The sequence below is a fragment of the Sediminibacterium sp. genome (genome assembly GCF_051861365.1).
Classification (GTDB): domain Bacteria; phylum Bacteroidota; class Bacteroidia; order Chitinophagales; family Chitinophagaceae; genus Sediminibacterium.
Window position 1 is genome coordinate 1 of record NZ_JBHYCW010000044.1, and the last position, 15,416, is coordinate 15,416.

Annotated in this window: 15 protein-coding genes; 1 reads left to right on the top strand and 14 read right to left on the bottom strand. The window is 40.3% G+C overall.

Annotated elements, in window-relative coordinates; all coding sequences use genetic code 11:
- Positions 1-162 precede the first annotated feature (162 nt).
- From ACTIEV_RS14615 to ACTIEV_RS14665, 11 genes are all read right to left on the bottom strand, one after another.
- Positions 163-543: an OsmC family protein gene (locus ACTIEV_RS14615; protein ID WP_322197300.1), complete on the bottom strand. Its 381-nt coding sequence runs from the start codon at positions 541-543 to the stop codon at positions 163-165.
- Between the two features lie 102 nt (positions 544-645).
- Positions 646-1,077, bottom strand: coding sequence for an IS200/IS605 family transposase (gene tnpA / locus ACTIEV_RS14620; RefSeq protein ID WP_322197301.1), 432 nt, complete (start codon positions 1,075-1,077; stop codon positions 646-648).
- Between the two features lie 141 nt (positions 1,078-1,218).
- On the bottom strand, positions 1,219-1,746 hold the full coding sequence (locus tag ACTIEV_RS14625; RefSeq protein ID WP_322197302.1) for a YceI family protein: 528 nt from the start codon (positions 1,744-1,746) through the stop codon (positions 1,219-1,221).
- 103 nt (positions 1,747-1,849) lie between these two features.
- On the bottom strand, positions 1,850-2,719 hold the full coding sequence (locus tag ACTIEV_RS14630) for a pirin family protein (RefSeq protein ID WP_322197303.1): 870 nt from the start codon (positions 2,717-2,719) through the stop codon (positions 1,850-1,852).
- A gap of 1 nt (position 2,720) precedes the next feature.
- A complete protein-coding gene (locus ACTIEV_RS14635) occupies positions 2,721-3,440 on the bottom strand; it encodes a pirin family protein (protein WP_322197304.1) in 720 nt (239 codons plus the stop codon).
- A gap of 50 nt (positions 3,441-3,490) precedes the next feature.
- The gene (locus ACTIEV_RS14640) at positions 3,491-3,949 is read right to left on the bottom strand and encodes a MarR family winged helix-turn-helix transcriptional regulator (RefSeq protein ID WP_178886453.1); all 459 of its coding nucleotides are present in this window, start codon (positions 3,947-3,949) and stop codon (positions 3,491-3,493) included.
- Positions 3,950-4,098: 149 nt separating this feature from the next.
- The gene (locus tag ACTIEV_RS14645) at positions 4,099-4,581 is read right to left on the bottom strand and encodes a hypothetical protein (RefSeq protein WP_322197305.1); all 483 of its coding nucleotides are present in this window, start codon (positions 4,579-4,581) and stop codon (positions 4,099-4,101) included.
- Between the two features lie 354 nt (positions 4,582-4,935).
- Positions 4,936-6,324 (bottom strand): peptidylprolyl isomerase, encoded by a 1,389-nt coding sequence (locus ACTIEV_RS14650; RefSeq protein WP_322197130.1) that lies wholly within the window; start codon positions 6,322-6,324, stop codon positions 4,936-4,938.
- Positions 6,325-6,518: 194 nt separating this feature from the next.
- On the bottom strand, positions 6,519-9,425 hold the full coding sequence (gene infB / locus ACTIEV_RS14655; protein WP_322197129.1) for a translation initiation factor IF-2: 2,907 nt from the start codon (positions 9,423-9,425) through the stop codon (positions 6,519-6,521).
- 134 nt (positions 9,426-9,559) lie between these two features.
- A complete protein-coding gene (gene nusA / locus ACTIEV_RS14660) occupies positions 9,560-10,810 on the bottom strand; it encodes a transcription termination factor NusA (RefSeq protein ID WP_250687089.1) in 1,251 nt (416 codons plus the stop codon).
- A 68-nt stretch (positions 10,811-10,878) separates the two neighbouring features.
- On the bottom strand, positions 10,879-11,349 hold the full coding sequence (locus ACTIEV_RS14665) for a ribosome maturation factor (protein WP_322197128.1): 471 nt from the start codon (positions 11,347-11,349) through the stop codon (positions 10,879-10,881).
- A 176-nt stretch (positions 11,350-11,525) separates the two neighbouring features.
- Between ACTIEV_RS14665 and ACTIEV_RS14670 the strand changes: the two genes are divergently transcribed.
- A complete protein-coding gene (locus ACTIEV_RS14670; protein ID WP_322197127.1) occupies positions 11,526-11,768 on the top strand; it encodes a hypothetical protein in 243 nt (80 codons plus the stop codon).
- Between the two features lie 143 nt (positions 11,769-11,911).
- Here the strand turns inward: ACTIEV_RS14670 and ACTIEV_RS14675 are convergent, their stop codons facing one another.
- The 3 genes from ACTIEV_RS14675 to ACTIEV_RS14685 form a co-directional block, all read right to left on the bottom strand.
- Entirely contained in the window at positions 11,912-12,526 is a 615-nt protein-coding gene (locus ACTIEV_RS14675) for an HAD family hydrolase (RefSeq protein ID WP_322197126.1), read from the bottom strand.
- A 52-nt stretch (positions 12,527-12,578) separates the two neighbouring features.
- The gene (locus tag ACTIEV_RS14680) at positions 12,579-13,445 is read right to left on the bottom strand and encodes a PfkB family carbohydrate kinase (protein WP_322197125.1); all 867 of its coding nucleotides are present in this window, start codon (positions 13,443-13,445) and stop codon (positions 12,579-12,581) included.
- Positions 13,446-13,517: 72 nt separating this feature from the next.
- Positions 13,518-15,227, bottom strand: a complete 1,710-nt coding sequence (locus tag ACTIEV_RS14685; protein ID WP_322197124.1) for a multicopper oxidase family protein — start codon at positions 15,225-15,227, stop codon at positions 13,518-13,520.
- Between the last annotated feature and the right edge of the window lie 189 nt (positions 15,228-15,416).

Consider the following 15,416-nt stretch of genomic DNA (forward strand, 5'->3'; position numbering starts at 1 on the left):
AAAGGGACTACTCGTTCATATCTTTGGAAAAATCGCAGCAGCATTCCTAAATCAGGTTTTCAACCCTTGATTCGCATGATAAGCCAGCCAATATCTTTTAATCCTCTTTCTGCTGCGGGGAAAAATTTTGTTTTCATAGTGTTGTGCGCTTAGGTGACTATTTTATGCGATAGAACTATTCACTTCGATCAAACCGGATAATGTTTTGGATACAGGACAAAGTTTTGCGATTTGAAACAATCGACCTTTCTGTTCCTGATCCAGATCCCCCCTCAGTTGGATGTTGCGACTGAAAACGGTTTTTCCATCGATTCGTTCCAAACTAACTGCTACTTCTATTCCTTCTACTGGCCATTGTTTCCGATCTGCATACATCCGAAGGGTGATGGCAGTACAACTGGCCAGCGCTGCTTCCAACAATTCATCAGGTGCCGGAGCTAAATCCGTTCCTCCTTGTGCCTCGGGTTCATCCGCACCAAATACATGCCTTCCATTTTCCAAACGAACCTGATACTTTGTAGTTGCAATGCTGGCTTTTGTCATACAATTATTTTTAAAGTGAAAACTCAAATACTATGGGTTAGAAACCCATAGGTTGTTTTTTTGGCTAAAGCCATTGGAATAATTGGCTGAAGCCAAGTATCATCATTCCAAAATAAAATCCTGATCACTGTTGGGGTCGTCTTTGTGATGCTCAAGATATGCCTGTATCATTTCATCCGTAATATTACCTGTACTCCAAGCTCCGTAACCTATTCCCCATAAATGACCTCCATAATAGCGACGGCGTAGTTCCGTAAATTCTTGTAACAACATTTTTGCACTCCGGCCTTTTAATCGTTTCACCAAATCACTAACACTCAATTTAGCAGGATAACTCAAATGCAAATGAATGTGATCTTTACTTACAACTCCTTTCAATATCTGAACATCTAAAACATCACAACTTTGACGTATCAAATCACGACAACGTAACTGTATATCACCCTGTAGCACCTTGTACCGATACTTTGTTCCCCATACAATATGAACGTGCAATTGCTGAACACTATGGCTACCTTTCCGTAAACTTTCCATTACCCTAATTTACGGTAGATTTGTAGAAGCTGAAGCCTTGGACTAAAGTCCATAGCTTGAACTAGCGCTCTGAGACAGTCAAAAAGTATGTAAAAAGAAAGCTTCCTTTTCACTTTTGACTTTTCACTTTTCACTTATTATTTAAGCTTGCTTAATCATCTGAACCGCTAAGTGCAATTTCACTTCATCACTTACCACAACTCCACCTGCCTCAGTTACTGCGCCCCAGCCCAGACCGAATTCTTTACGGTTGATTTTTCCGCTGATCTCGAATCCGGCTTTGTGTTGACCCCAAGGATCTACCATGGTACCGCCGAATTCAACTGAAAGATCGATGGTTTTTGTTACATCACGAATAGTAAGGTCTCCGGTAAGGGTATATTTCTCATCATTTTTTTGGGTTAAGCTCTTAGAAACGAAAGTCAGCTTAGGGAATTTTTCAGCTGCAAAGAAATCATCGCTCTTCAAGTGACCATCACGCTGTTCGTTATTGGTATTCACGCTGTCGATGTCTGCTTCAAAAGAAATTTTCGCATCGCTGAAATCATCTGCTTCAGATTCCATGGTAGCATCGAATTTCGTAAAGCTACCGGTTACGTTGGTGATCATCAGGTGTTTTACCTTGAATGTGATTTCACTGTGTGCTGCATCGATTTTGTACGTTGACATTGTGTTTTGTTTTTTTATTATGTTAGATTGTTTGTTGTGAATTGTGAATGGTCAATTGTGAATACGTTGTTAGATCTATTCACAATTCACCATTCACCATTGACTATTCTTCAATTAACACACCCATCTTCCCCAACTGATAATCACGGAAAGCTTCCATGAGTTCGGTTTGATTGTTCATGACGAATGGACCATGAGAAGCTACAGGTTCATTGAGCGGTTCACCGGTTCCAATGAATAGGGTGCTGTCTTCCAAGGCTTCCAATTCAAATCCATCACCATCATTCTGAAAGACTGCTACATATTTTCCTTCCACTTCACTATCTCCTGTTACTTGTACTTTACCTTGAAGTACATAGATAAAAGCATTGTGTGAAGCGGGAATCTGAAAGAAATATTTACCGCTTTTTTGAAAATTAGCAGTAAATGTGTTCACATCAGATAGTGTTTGAATAGGCCCTATTGTGTTTTTTAACTTACCTGCAATAACATTTACTTGTACTAATCCATTAACAGTAGTGATCTTAGGCGTATCTTCTGCTGTCAGTGGTTGATACGAAGGCTGATCCATTTTATGTTTAGCGGGCGTGTTCACCCATAACTGAATGAGTTCTTGTCTACCACCGATCTCATGAATATCAGCAGGAGGTCTTTCACTGTGAATCACTCCCATGCCTGCATTCATCCATTGTGTTCCACCTGCATATACAACGTTGTCATTGCCCCTGCTATCGTGGTGGTGCACACCTCCTTTGAAAATAAAGCTCACCGGAGAGAATCCACGATGCGGATGCGGACCTACGCCTGCATGTTTTGTATCAACATGGGTAGGCACTTTGATATCCGCATGATGTAACAACAAAAATGGATCAATGCTTTCCGCTTTGGCAGAAGGGAAAGGTTGTCTGATGGGCATACCGCCCATATCCATCGGTGTTGCGTATAAAATACTTTTAATGGTTCTGTTCTTCATCTTATGCCTCCTCTACTTTCATGGGTACATCGATCAATAAAATTTCAGCGTTGTTGTTGGCTGTGATGTTGATGGTATCTGTTTCCCATATTCCCAATCCATCTCTTGCATCCAACTGTTCTCCGTTGATGGTTACTTGTCCACCAATCACAAATGCATACACTCCATTTTCTTTTCTTTTGATCTGGTAAGTTTTCTCTATACCTGCTTCCAGGTTTGCAAGGGAAAACCATGCATCTTGATTGATCCATACTGCCTGCTCATCATCAGGTGCAACTACAGCCAACACTTGATTCAAGCGATCTTCAGGTTTGAAAGATTTTTGTTGATAGCGAGGTTCGATATTTTTTTCTTTGGGAAATACCCAGATCTGCAAAAATTTTACTTCTTTATCATGATTGGCATTGGTCTCACTGTGCGCTATACCACTACCTGCACTCATAATTTGTACATCATGCTGACGAATGATCTCGTCTCTTCCGGTTGTGTCTTTGTGATGTAGATCACCTGATAATGGAATAGAAACAATTTCCATATTGTCATGCGGGTGTTTGGAAAAACCCATACCACCTTTTACCGTATCATCATTCAAAACACGCAATGCGCCAAAATGAATACGTTCAGGATTATAATAATGTCCAAAGCTGAATGTATGGTAACTGTTCAGCCAACCAAAACTGGCATGTCCCCTTGTGTTTGCTTTGTGAAGTATTGTTTTCATAATATATGTTTGTGAATACGTGTATGTACACGTATTTGTTCAAAAAAATATTAGCTTTCTTTTTCTCTTACTCTTTCAAGTAGCTGATTGATTGATGCGGCTTCCGCTTCATTGATCACCATTACCTCATCAAAAATCGCATTGATACGTTGTGTACTGGCTTCCAATACAGCAATTCCACTTTGGGTTAGCGAGATAACTGTTTCCCTTTTGTCAGCTTCAGACGTAGCACGCTTCACCAGCTTTTTGATCTCCAATCTGTCAATGATCCTTGGAACATTAGAATTTTTCTCAATCATTCTACAAGCAATGTCTTTCACACAAATCAATTCCGGGTGTTTACCTTTTAGTATTCTTAAGACATTGTATTGCTCATGTGTTAACCCGAATTCTTTCAATTCTCTGCTCATCACTGTCTTCAGCCACCAGGCCGTATACAGTATATTCAATCCTGCTTTATGCACTTCGTTCTTAAATCTTGTACTTTGTATGGCTTGTTCCAGTTTCACAATGCAAATATATGTATATACACTTAATTTACAAAATTATTTTTCCCCTCTCTCTAATAAATTGATAATTAACTAATTAAATGATGCCTTTTTAAAAAAAAAATAGATGTAGTTATTGGAAGAGCCGGTATTGTCGCGGGTTCGATCTTTTATTTACAATTACCTGAATGCCATCCATTGATAACCCAGCGATTGAATTCATTGGCCATATCTGCAAATAATTGCTTCACCGTAATATAATTATTCGGCAGACTGATGGTAAAGTTTCCCTGACCCTGCCAGTCTACATTCAGGATTACCCCATAATGATTATAGCCATCGTTTGTAAAAGTGATAAACAATACCAAGTTGGGTCTCACACCATCAGCCAATTTAAAATTATAGTTTACTCGTTTTAATTCTTCCATCACCAATGTAGGTGCGCTTTCTCTCATCCCTGCTAAATCCTTGGGTGTATAATTGGCATCCACATTTATCTTTAGCAGAATTGGGCTATAAGTTAAAGGTGGATATTGGACGCACGGATAAGTGACCGGTTTTGTATATTTCCTGGGTGGTGTGCTGGCAGGTATCATCATTAAAAAAATGAGCATTACCCCCATAGCTTTAAAATGAAGTAGTTGCTTCTCCATCATGTTGGTATTTAGGGTTAGAGAATTTGCCAAATTCCGATGCGAGGAAGCATTACGATAGCCATTAGTTATACTAAACCAGTACTAAATAAGCAGGATAGCCCTTGCAAATTCTGTGGGTTGATTGTTACAAAATACAGAATTGAATTCGCGTGTGCAAGTGGTTTTAATAGGCTGGAAAGGACATTTTACTATATAAATTAACTACCATCTATAAGGTGTTATATATAAGTAAATCCAACACCAATACACAAAAAACCGCTTATTGAACTTGCAGAAACTTCGGCTCCTCTCAGGTACAATAAACGGCGACAGTGATATTAATCTATAAATCAGATCACTGAAAACAAGTCATTAGTTCTTTCTTTCTTTATCTGCTTTATCGGCTGCGCTTTTCCATTCCTTAATACTTTCACAGCCATTAAATTCTTTATCGATGGATATATAATAGGTTGGAATATGTTCCTTGAACCATTTATCTAAAGCCTGTGTCTTTTTGGATTCCAGTGCTCTTTGTGCAATACGGTTATAATCATCCATAAGGTTTTCACGATGAGGTTCTGTTCTACGTTTCAAATGAATTAAACGAACAGCTTTGCGACCACGCTCATCGGTATATACTTGTGGTGCTGAATATTCTCCGGGCTTCAGATCTTTTAATGCGATAACCATGTCTTTATCCAACATATCAATACTCAAGAATACATTGCCATCCTGAGCTGAGATTGAGCCTGCACTGAATTTACTATTCTCATCTTCACTGTATTTACTCACTGCTTCACCAAAAGAAAGACTACCGGCTATGAGTTGCTTTTTTACTGAATCTAATTTTTTTACCGCATCCTTGATCTCATCTTCCGTTACCGGAGGAATTCGGAGAATATGTCTTACCACCGCTTCATCACCTGAACGCGACATCAATTGAATGATGTGCAATCCGAATTTTGATTTTACAACCGGAGAAATTTGATTTTCTTTTAGTCGAAATGAAGCAGCCAGAAAAGCAGGATCCCAGTTACGATCATTTCTATTGAGGTTGTATTGTCCGCCCTGATCTTTACTTCCCGGGTCTTCAGAATACAATTTAACCAACGCTTCAAACTTTTGCGCACCTGACTCTACTGATTTTTTGTAATCATACATTTGTTTGGATACATACTCTTCTATATCACGATTGGCTTTGGGTATGATGACGATTTGGCTCAACTCTACTTCACTCTCATAAAAAGGCAAACTATCTTTCGGAATCTTATTATAATACGCTTTTACTTCTGTTGGTGTGATCTTGATGGTTTCAATGATCTTATTCTGCATTTGTTCCGCCAGTTTTTGTTCACGGAAACTTGTGCGAAAATCTTCCTTTAGCTGGTATATGGTTTTACCGGCGATCTCTTCCAGTATATCTTTTGATCCATATTGTTGAATCGCAGCACGGATACGATTATCAATCGTTGCATCAATTTCTTCTTCCGTTACAGATAAAGAATCTTTCTCGGCTTGTAATATCAACGCTTTCTGAATCAACTGTCTTTCCAACACCTGACATTCTGTAGGAAATACAACACCCTCTTGACCCTGATACTGTCTTTTCATATCAGCGATCTCATTGAGAATATCAGAACGCAGAATAATTCTGTCGCCTACCTGACCCACAATTTTATCTGCCACCACTTTTTTGGCCTGCGCCTTGACCGACATCATCCCGGTCACTAATAAAATAACTATCAGAAATACCTTTTTCATATCAAATTATCTGCTTCAAATGTAATTAATCGGGACGTGTTTCCTTTGTTGGATAAGGGTTTTAACAAAAAAAAAGCGTCAAGCAGCAAGCCACAAGCGACAAGATATCATGTAAAGAAAAGGGAATGAAACCATCTTTAAACAGTAGTCATTCCCTCCCTATTCTTGTAGCTCACAGCGTGTAGCTTGTAGCTCTATAAAGTTCTCTTCACTTCTTCTTCTTCAAACGCTTCCACGATATCACCTACTTTCAGGTCATTGAAGTTTTTGATGGTTAGACCGCATTCCATATTGGATGCTACTTCTTTCACATCGTCTTTGAATCGTTTCAAGCTGCCCAATTCAGCACTTTGTCCTTCACCCTTCGGATATTCAACGATACCATCACGAATGATTCGGATCTTGCTGTTACGGCTGATCTTTCCATCGAGTACAAAGCAACCGGCAACAGTAGCTTTATCAAACTTATAGACTTCACGCACTTCCACGTTTGCAGTGATTTTCTCCTGGATCTTCGGCTCCAACATCCCTTCCATCGCACTCTTGATCTCATCAATTGCAGTGTAGATGATAGAATACAGTTTGATCTCCACACCTTCATTTTCCGACAACCTGTTTGCCTGCATAGAAGGACGTACGTTAAAGCCAATAATGATAGCATCAGAAGCCGTTGCCAACAATACATCACTTTCAGAAATCTGTCCAACGCCTTTGTGTACAACCCTTACGGCGATTTCTTCGGTTGACAATTTCTGTAATGAATCACTCAGGGCTTCTACCGATCCGTCCACATCACCTTTGATGATGATATTGAGTTCTTTAAAGTTACCCAACGCCAAACGACGTCCGATCTCATCGAGTGTAATATGTTTTCTTGCACGCAAACCTTGCTCACGCAGGATCTGTGCACGTTTGGTAGCTGTTTCTTTTGCTTCAGCTTCATCTTCATACACTTTGAATTTCTCACCCGCTTGTGGTGCACCATTCAGACCTAAAATAACAACCGGTGTAGAAGGTGGTGCTTCTTCGATTCGCTGATTACGCTCATTGAACATCGCTTTCACACGACCATAGTACTGTCCGGATACAATCAAATCACCCTGACGCAATGTTCCGTTTTGTACTAAGATGGTTGCTACATAACCACGCCCTTTATCGAGTGAAGCTTCAATAATAGTACCTGCTGCTTCTCTATCCGGATTGGCTTTCAGGTCTAACAATTCAGCTTCCAACAATACTTTTTCCAAGAGCAGATCCACATTCAGTCCTTGCTTGGCAGATAATTCCTGATTTTGGAATTTACCGCCCCAGGCTTCTACCAGAATATTCATCTGTGATAACTGCTCGTATATTTTTTGCGGATTGGCTCCGTCTTTATCAATCTTATTCACCGCAAAGATCATCGGTACATTAGCCGCTTGTGAGTGGCTGATGGCTTCGCGTGTTTGTGGCATCACAGCATCATCTGCTGCTACCACAATAATAGAGATATCCGTCACTTTCGCACCACGTGCACGCATCGCGGTAAAGGCTTCGTGGCCCGGTGTATCTAGGAAGGTAATGGCTTTACCATTCGGCAGTGTTACCTCATATGCACCGATATGCTGTGTGATACCACCTGCCTCACCCGCTACCACATTGGCATTACGGATATAGTCAAGCAATGAAGTTTTACCATGGTCAACGTGACCCATGATGGTAACGATCGGTGGTCTTGGAACCAGATCTTCTTCACTATCCTCATCCTGTTCATCATCAAACTCATCTGTTTCATCAACACCAATAAACTCTACTTCAAAACCATATTCACTGGCAACCAGTTCAATGACTTCCGCATCCAAACGCTGGTTGATGGAAACCATGATACCGAGGTTCATACATTTTCCGATCACATCTGCAAAGCTCACATCCATCAGATTGGCCAACTCACTCACGGTTACAAATTCTGTTACCTGTAGTTTGTTGTCTTCGCCCATCTCATTGCCCATGGCCTCAGCAGCTTCATCACGCTTGGCTCTTCTGTATTTCGCTTTCAGGCTCTTACCACGACCACCCGTTCCGGCCAGTTTGGCCTGTGTTTCGCGGATCTTTTCCTGAATCGCTTTCTGATCAATTTCTTTGTCTTCAACCTGTCCACCACCTCTTCTATTTCTGTCGCGGTTACCACCACCACCTTTATTTCCTCCACCACCTTGGTTACGGTTGAAGTTGCCTCCACCACCGCCACCTTGGTTGTTTCTATTATTGGCTGGAACGATTGGACGATTTGGACCGGTCATTGGACGTCCATCAGGGCCGGTTTGTGGTGGAGGTGCTCCACCTTCTTTGCGGTCAACAGGAATGCGTTTACGTTTACGCTTCTCATCTCTGGCCGCAGGTTTTGGACGGGTATCGCTGTTAACAGGAAGTTCAATTTTACCAAGGATCTTAGGACCCTCTAATTTTTCGGCTCTGATATTTTCAATCACAGGAGGAGCATTATTGTCTGCTTCTTCTGTTACCTGAGGTGTCGGCGCTACGAGAACTTCCGGTACTGTGGGCTCCTCTTTTTTCGCTTTCACTGCCGGCTCTTTCGGAGCTACGGGTTCTTCTTTTTTCTTGGATGCTTTTTTAGGACGCGTAGATGAGTCGATTGCAGAGAGATCAATCTTATCCAACACTTTTGGCGATTCGATCTCTGGTGCTTCCGCCTTAATTACTTCTGCTTTTTCAACAACCGGCTCAGGTTGTACTTCAACGAGTTTCGCCTCTACAACCGGTTCCGGCTTTACTTCCGGTTTAGGTTCTTCCTTGGGAGCAGGAGCGGCGGCCGGTTTTTTCTCTTCTTTTTTATTGAAGGAAAGATCTTCTTCGTCTTTTTTCTTCTTAGCCTCAGCCTGTGCAGCTTTGGGAATTTCTACCTGATCGGCTTTATTCTTAGCTACTTTATCACTTTGAAACTCTGCCTGAAGGGCATAGTACTGGTCTTCTGAAAGCTTAGCGGTAGGCTTCAGTTCATCTTTATTAAATCCTTTCTTCACCAGGAAGTCGATCAGGGTATCCTGACCAATATTGAACTCCTTGGCGGCTGCTAACAGTCTTGGTAATTTCAGTTCTGACATTCAAATTTTTTTGGTCCATAGTCCATCGTCAATGGCCCATGGACTATGGACTATTGTCCATGGACTAATTATATGGCTACTATTTGACCGGATAGTATTTATTTCTCCGACAAATATAGCTTCTTAATAGCTGCTTATTCTTCTCTATCGAACTCTTCTTGTAAGATTCTTCTTACTTCGGTAATGGTTTCTTTTTCCAGATCGGTTCTTCTTTCGAGTTCTTCCGCTGTCAGATTCAGGATACTGCGGGCAGTATCGCAACCGATGCGCTTGAACTCATCAATTACCCATGGTTCAATTTCATCACTAAATTCATCGAGGTCGATATCAAATTCGTCTACTACTTCTTCATCTTCTCTAAACACATCGATCTCATATCCTGTCAACTCACAAGCCAGTTTGATGTTCACACCACGACGACCAATGGCCAGCGATACCTGATCTGCTTTCAGGTACACTTCCGCATGTTTCTTATCGTTGTCCAATTCCATATAACTGATCTTGGCAGGTGTTAAAGAGCGTTGAATCAATAACTGAATATTGGTAGTGAAGTTAATTACATCAATGTTCTCATTCTTCAATTCACGAACGATGCCATGAATACGGCTACCTTTCATACCCACACAAGCTCCCACCGGATCGATACGATCGTCGTAAGATTCTACCGCCACTTTCGCACGCTCTCCCGGATCACGAACAATTTTCTTGATGGCGATCAGTCCGTCAAAGATTTCCGGTACTTCGATCTCCAGCAATTTCGCCAAGAATGTAGGACTGGTTCTGGACAGAATGATCACCGGTGTATTATTTTTCAGATCCACACGTTCTACCACTGCGCGGATATTTTCTCCTTTTTTGAAATAATCCTGAGGTATTTGTTCAGATTTAGGAAGAATCAGTTCATTGCCTTCTTCATCCAACAGTAATACTTCTTTTTTCCAAACCTGGTATACTTCTGCACTGATGATTTCTCCAATTCTATCCCCATATTTTTTGATCAATACATTTTTCTTCAGATCACTGATACGGCTGGCCAGTGTTTGCTTGGCAGCAAGAATGGCGCGACGACCAAAGTCAACCATATCCACTTCCTCATACAATTCTTCACCTACTTCAAAATCCGGCTCGATCTTTACCGCATCTGTGTAAGCCACCTCCGACAAGGGATCAATTACTTCACCATCTTCTACAATCATTCGTCTGCGGATGATTTCCAAATCTCCTTTCTCAGCATTTACGATTACGTCAAAATTTTCATCACTCCCGTATTTCTTACGAAGCAGTGTTTTGAATACATCTTCCACCACTTTCATCATCGTGGGACGATCAATATTTTCTGCGTCTTTAAATTCCTGAAACGCTTCGATGAGGTTGATACTAGCCATGTCTTAAGTTTTAGAAATTCGGAAGACAAGCTCCAAGCTTTAAGCTTCAAGCTACAAGTCTTACTGAATTAGAATTTGATTTGAACTGTTGTTGATTTTATATGATTGAATGGTATTACCAATTGTTGTGTTACTGCTTTTTTGCCCTTTCCCTCGGTATGTTCTATGATGATGTCTGCTTCTGCTACTTCTAATAACTTGCCTTCTTTTTTGGTTCCATCTGCTAACAGTACTTCGATAAAACGACCGATATTCTTTTTATACTGACGATGTAATTTCAAAGGCTCATCCAATCCGGGTGATGACACTTCTAACGAAAACTCACCTTCCGGATACATGCCGGTTTCTTCAATCAGCTTGTAAAGCTTTCGATTGAAGGATACACATTTCTCAATGGCCAGCCCTTCATCCCCATCCAAAAACACTTTTACATTGTTGGTAGGTTTGATACGAACCGATACACAGAAATAAGTAGGTTCTTCTGCCAGCATACTATCGATCAACTGCTCGATCTTTCCTATTTGTGTTTCTATTGACATATCTAAATAGAAGAAGGGAACGCTTCCGTTCCCTTCTATTGTTCTTTTCCTGCTGCAAATGTAGTGTATTTAACCCTTACGTTCCAAATCTACCTCACCCCTTCCCCTCTCCCAGCAGGGAGAGGGGTGGCGAGCGCAGCGATGCCGGGGTGAGGCATTTTTTTTATCTTTGTAGCATGGTGAAGATTCTTTTATGGGGGTTTTTGATTTACTTCCTTTATAACCTGATTTTTAAATTCATAGTGCCGGTTAGCAAAGTAGCTTCCCAAATGAAGGGACAAGTGAAAAAAATGCAGGAACAACAAGAAGCGGCGAGGAAGGAATTTGAAGAACAACAGCGATTCCAGCAGCAAGCAGCCAATCCCACTTCTGCACCTCAGAAAGATGAGGATTATATTGATTTTGAGGAAGTTAAATAGGAAAGAAACAAGAAATACGGGTCGGGGAACAAGGAAGATAGAAGCTTCAAGCCACAAGATGCAAGCTGTAAGTGAATTCCTTGACTTCTACACTTCTACAACTTATTTATACTGTTATTATTGATCTGTCAACTACCATCCCTCTAAAGCCCCAAATCCAACACGGTTCTCCCATTATTCAACAGAATGGTTTGTAACCCTGCTTCTTGAGCGCCTTCAATATTCTTAGGGGTGTCATCAATGAATAAAGTTTCTTTTGGATCGAGGTTTTCCAGTTCCATGATCTTTAGGTAAGACTTGGGATAAGGCTTTCTCAGTCCCAGTTCATGGGAATAATAAGCTTTACGGAAATAATCATTGAAAGATGATTGCGGGAAAGTTTGTTCGAATTTTTTTATAAAGGATTGATAATGAATAAGATTAGTATTAGAAAACAGGTACACAGGGTATTGTTGGGCAATTCTTTCCAACCACAATAACCGCTCTTCCGGAAAATCCAATAACATGGCATTCCAGGCATGCTGAATAGCTTCATTGGAAAGCGTAGTATTGGTTTCCTTTCTGAATGTTTCGTAAAAATCATTCGGTGTGATCTTTCCTGTTTCTAAAGATTCAAAGAGGGTATTTGAAAATTGTTGGCTAAACAATTGACCAAAATCTTTGACACCCAAATCAATAAAAGCCTGCTCTGTTTTTTGATAATCGATGTTCAAAAAAATACCGCCGAGATCAAATAAGATATTTTTAAATGTGCTCATAACAATTCTATCAGTTGCAAACTTAGCATCTTTCTTAGAGGAGAATGATTGATCAAGATTTCAATGCATGAGTGATGGCTGTTTCAGTTCCATTGAAAGGACCGGAAGCAGCTATTTTTATAGATGCCATTGCAGCGCCGAAGAGGCCTGCATCATAGTAATTTGCTGTTTGAAATCGTTTATATAAATAACCGGCCATGTAAGTATCACCACAACCGGTTGCATCTACAATAGCGGTTGGTTGTACCGCAGGCACTTCATAAAAATGTCCTTTTGCATAAATCAATGACCCTTTACTTCCTAAAGTAATGATCACTTCTTGAACACCAACATCAGCTAATGATTTAGCAGCATCATAATGATCAGATAATCCGGTTAGCTTTTCTGCTTCTGTTTCATTGGCTTTCAAAATATTGATATAAGGCAGTACTTCTTTTTTGTACACCCAATCTGTAGCCATCACTTCCTGATCAATGACTTTTCGAAGAAATCCCTGTATATCTAATGATATCTTTCCTTTCGTTGCGAGGGTTTGTATCAACTCTACAGACATATCATCGGCTAATAAAGGGCCAAGATGAAATACCGAAGCTTTCAAATCAATCATATCAGCCACTCGGAACGGATCGGCTGTAGATAATACTCTTTGTTCTCGATGATCACTTTGATCAGGATAGATATTCTCGAAGTATACCGTGTGTTTACTGGGTAATACTGTTGTATCAATTCCTGCTTGTATCAAATCATTAACAAATGCAATATCCGCTTTAGCCAATGCTGTTACCAGGTGATATTGAACGGGCATATGTTTAATGGCATGCGAAAAGTAAAAGGAAGTACCACCGGCCATATGCACCGTATGACGAGGCGTTACAATTTTATCGTGGGTGAGGTGACCGATGCAGCAGATGTCGTACATGAAACATGAAAGTTTGATCATGAATATACGAATCCGCAATAAGAGTCGGCAAGTTTTAATACTTGCCGACGATTAATAAGTAATGGTAATTCCCGCTCCAAATCCCATATCACTATCATAGTGAGAGGAAACGGAAAAGTATTTTGAAACGATATAGCGCAAACCGGAAGTATATTCCTTATCTGTATTCCACATAACATTCATTCTTAGTCTGCTGGTTACCGGTATATCTTCCCTAACTATTTGCATACGAAGATTCCCCTTCATATCTACGCGCGCATCAAAACGAAATAGCATAGGAAGTGTATACTGAAATCCTACACAAATCACACCTCGTTGATCCTTTGTATTCATTTGTCCGAATAGATTTTTCTCTTGCTCTCCGTGTTTTCTATATCGCCAATCAAAACCAACATATGGCATGAACCATTGATTTCTTCCAATCAATCTTCCCAAATGAAATTCGTTTTCATACCCTTTCTCAGCATTGAGTCCCAGTCTCCACTCGTTTTGGATCATCCATCTGGTGTTTGCGAGTATGAATTCACCATCACTTCCGTTACTCTCCAAGCCTATCTGAGCACCTGCAAAAAAACGACGATCATCACGATATACTTTTCGCAAAGCTTTTACCGGATCAGGAATTTGTGGATTGGCAGGTGTATTCTCATAAGAAAATATTCTTCCCATTCCGCTCATCATGTGGTATAAAATATGACAATGAAAATACCAATCACCATATTTTTCCGATGCATGAAATTCAATGGTGTCTGTTTCCATGGGCATAATATCCAAGACTGTTTTTAACGGTGCATATTCTCCTTGTCCGTTCAAAGTGCGAAAGAAATGTCCATGTAAATGCATGGGATGACGCATCATAGAATTATTGGTGAGTATGATGCGAATATTCTCACCTTGTTTAATCAATATCTTATCCGATTCAGAAATCGTTTTATTATCGAGTGTCCATACATAACGATTCATATTTCCGGTAAGCTCAAATTTCAACTCCCGAATCGGTCCTGCAGGTAACGTTGTTTTGACCGGTGCTTTTAGCATGGCATAATTGAGCGTTACAATATTCTCGTTGCTATCAACAATCTCAGGATACATTACCGTATTCATGTCCATCTGTTGCAGACTCATTTTCATTCCCATATCATTCATGGATCCGTCCATGTTCATCATGCCATTCATCATCTTCATTCCCTCAAAGTATTTCAATCGTGGTAATGCGGGAGCATATTTTTTTGTACCTGAACCCAGCCATAAAGAGGTGCTTCGTGTTCTATCTTCTGCGGTTGATAAGAGTTCATAGCTACCTGTATCCGGAATTGTTACGATAACATCATAGGTCTCTGAAACACCGATAATGAGTCTGTCAACATCCACAGGTACCACATCAGCACCATCATTGGCTACCACACTCATTTTACCTCCTGCAAATCTGACCCAAAAATAGGTGGATGCACTACCATTGATAATTCGTAAACGTACTTTATCACCTGGCTGATATTTTTTCTGTTCATCCTGAATCTTTCCATTGGTAAATAAGGCATCATAATAAACATCACTAACATCCATCGCCATCATACGTTTCCATTCATTGGTGATTTTAGTACCGAAATGTTTCTCTTTAATAGCTTGTGCATAGTTCTGCGTAGCGCCTTTTTTGATGGCATACCAGTCTGTGGCAAAATGTAAGGATCGCTCTACTTGATTGGGATTTTCATCAATCCAATCACTTAATAAAACCACTTCTTCATCCTGAGTTACGACCATGGGACAAGGAAAATATAGAATATGACATTTTAGTAGCTTGCTAATAAAACAAAAGCTGGCTAACTACATAACCTGAAAGCTCATTTGGTACCTTTTGAGAGAGTCCGTGCCTGAGTTTAGGACTGATGCTTTTTTGAAAAATATATTAGTGGTGGTGATTTACTCACCAACCCTGTTTATTAAGCTTAA

Coding starts and splice junctions, on each gene's coding strand:
- ACTIEV_RS14630 (WP_322197303.1), bottom strand. CDS start 2,719: ATGAAGAACAGAACCATTAAAAGTATTTTATACGCAACACCGATGGAT.
- ACTIEV_RS14670 (WP_322197127.1), top strand. CDS start 11,526: ATGGTGAAGATTCTTTTATGGGGGTTTTTGATTTACTTCCTTTATAAC.
- ACTIEV_RS14650 (WP_322197130.1), bottom strand. CDS start 6,324: ATGAAAAAGGTATTTCTGATAGTTATTTTATTAGTGACCGGGATGATG.
- ACTIEV_RS14625 (WP_322197302.1), bottom strand. CDS start 1,746: ATGTCAACGTACAAAATCGATGCAGCACACAGTGAAATCACATTCAAG.
- ACTIEV_RS14665 (WP_322197128.1), bottom strand. CDS start 11,349: ATGTCAATAGAAACACAAATAGGAAAGATCGAGCAGTTGATCGATAGT.
- ACTIEV_RS14615 (WP_322197300.1), bottom strand. CDS start 543: ATGACAAAAGCCAGCATTGCAACTACAAAGTATCAGGTTCGTTTGGAA.
- tnpA (WP_322197301.1), bottom strand. CDS start 1,077: ATGGAAAGTTTACGGAAAGGTAGCCATAGTGTTCAGCAATTGCACGTT.
- infB (WP_322197129.1), bottom strand. CDS start 9,425: ATGTCAGAACTGAAATTACCAAGACTGTTAGCAGCCGCCAAGGAGTTC.
- ACTIEV_RS14685 (WP_322197124.1), bottom strand. CDS start 15,227: ATGGTCGTAACTCAGGATGAAGAAGTGGTTTTATTAAGTGATTGGATT.
- ACTIEV_RS14675 (WP_322197126.1), bottom strand. CDS start 12,526: ATGAGCACATTTAAAAATATCTTATTTGATCTCGGCGGTATTTTTTTG.
- ACTIEV_RS14645 (WP_322197305.1), bottom strand. CDS start 4,581: ATGGAGAAGCAACTACTTCATTTTAAAGCTATGGGGGTAATGCTCATT.
- ACTIEV_RS14635 (WP_322197304.1), bottom strand. CDS start 3,440: ATGAAAACAATACTTCACAAAGCAAACACAAGGGGACATGCCAGTTTT.
- nusA (WP_250687089.1), bottom strand. CDS start 10,810: ATGGCTAGTATCAACCTCATCGAAGCGTTTCAGGAATTTAAAGACGCA.
- ACTIEV_RS14680 (WP_322197125.1), bottom strand. CDS start 13,445: ATGTACGACATCTGCTGCATCGGTCACCTCACCCACGATAAAATTGTA.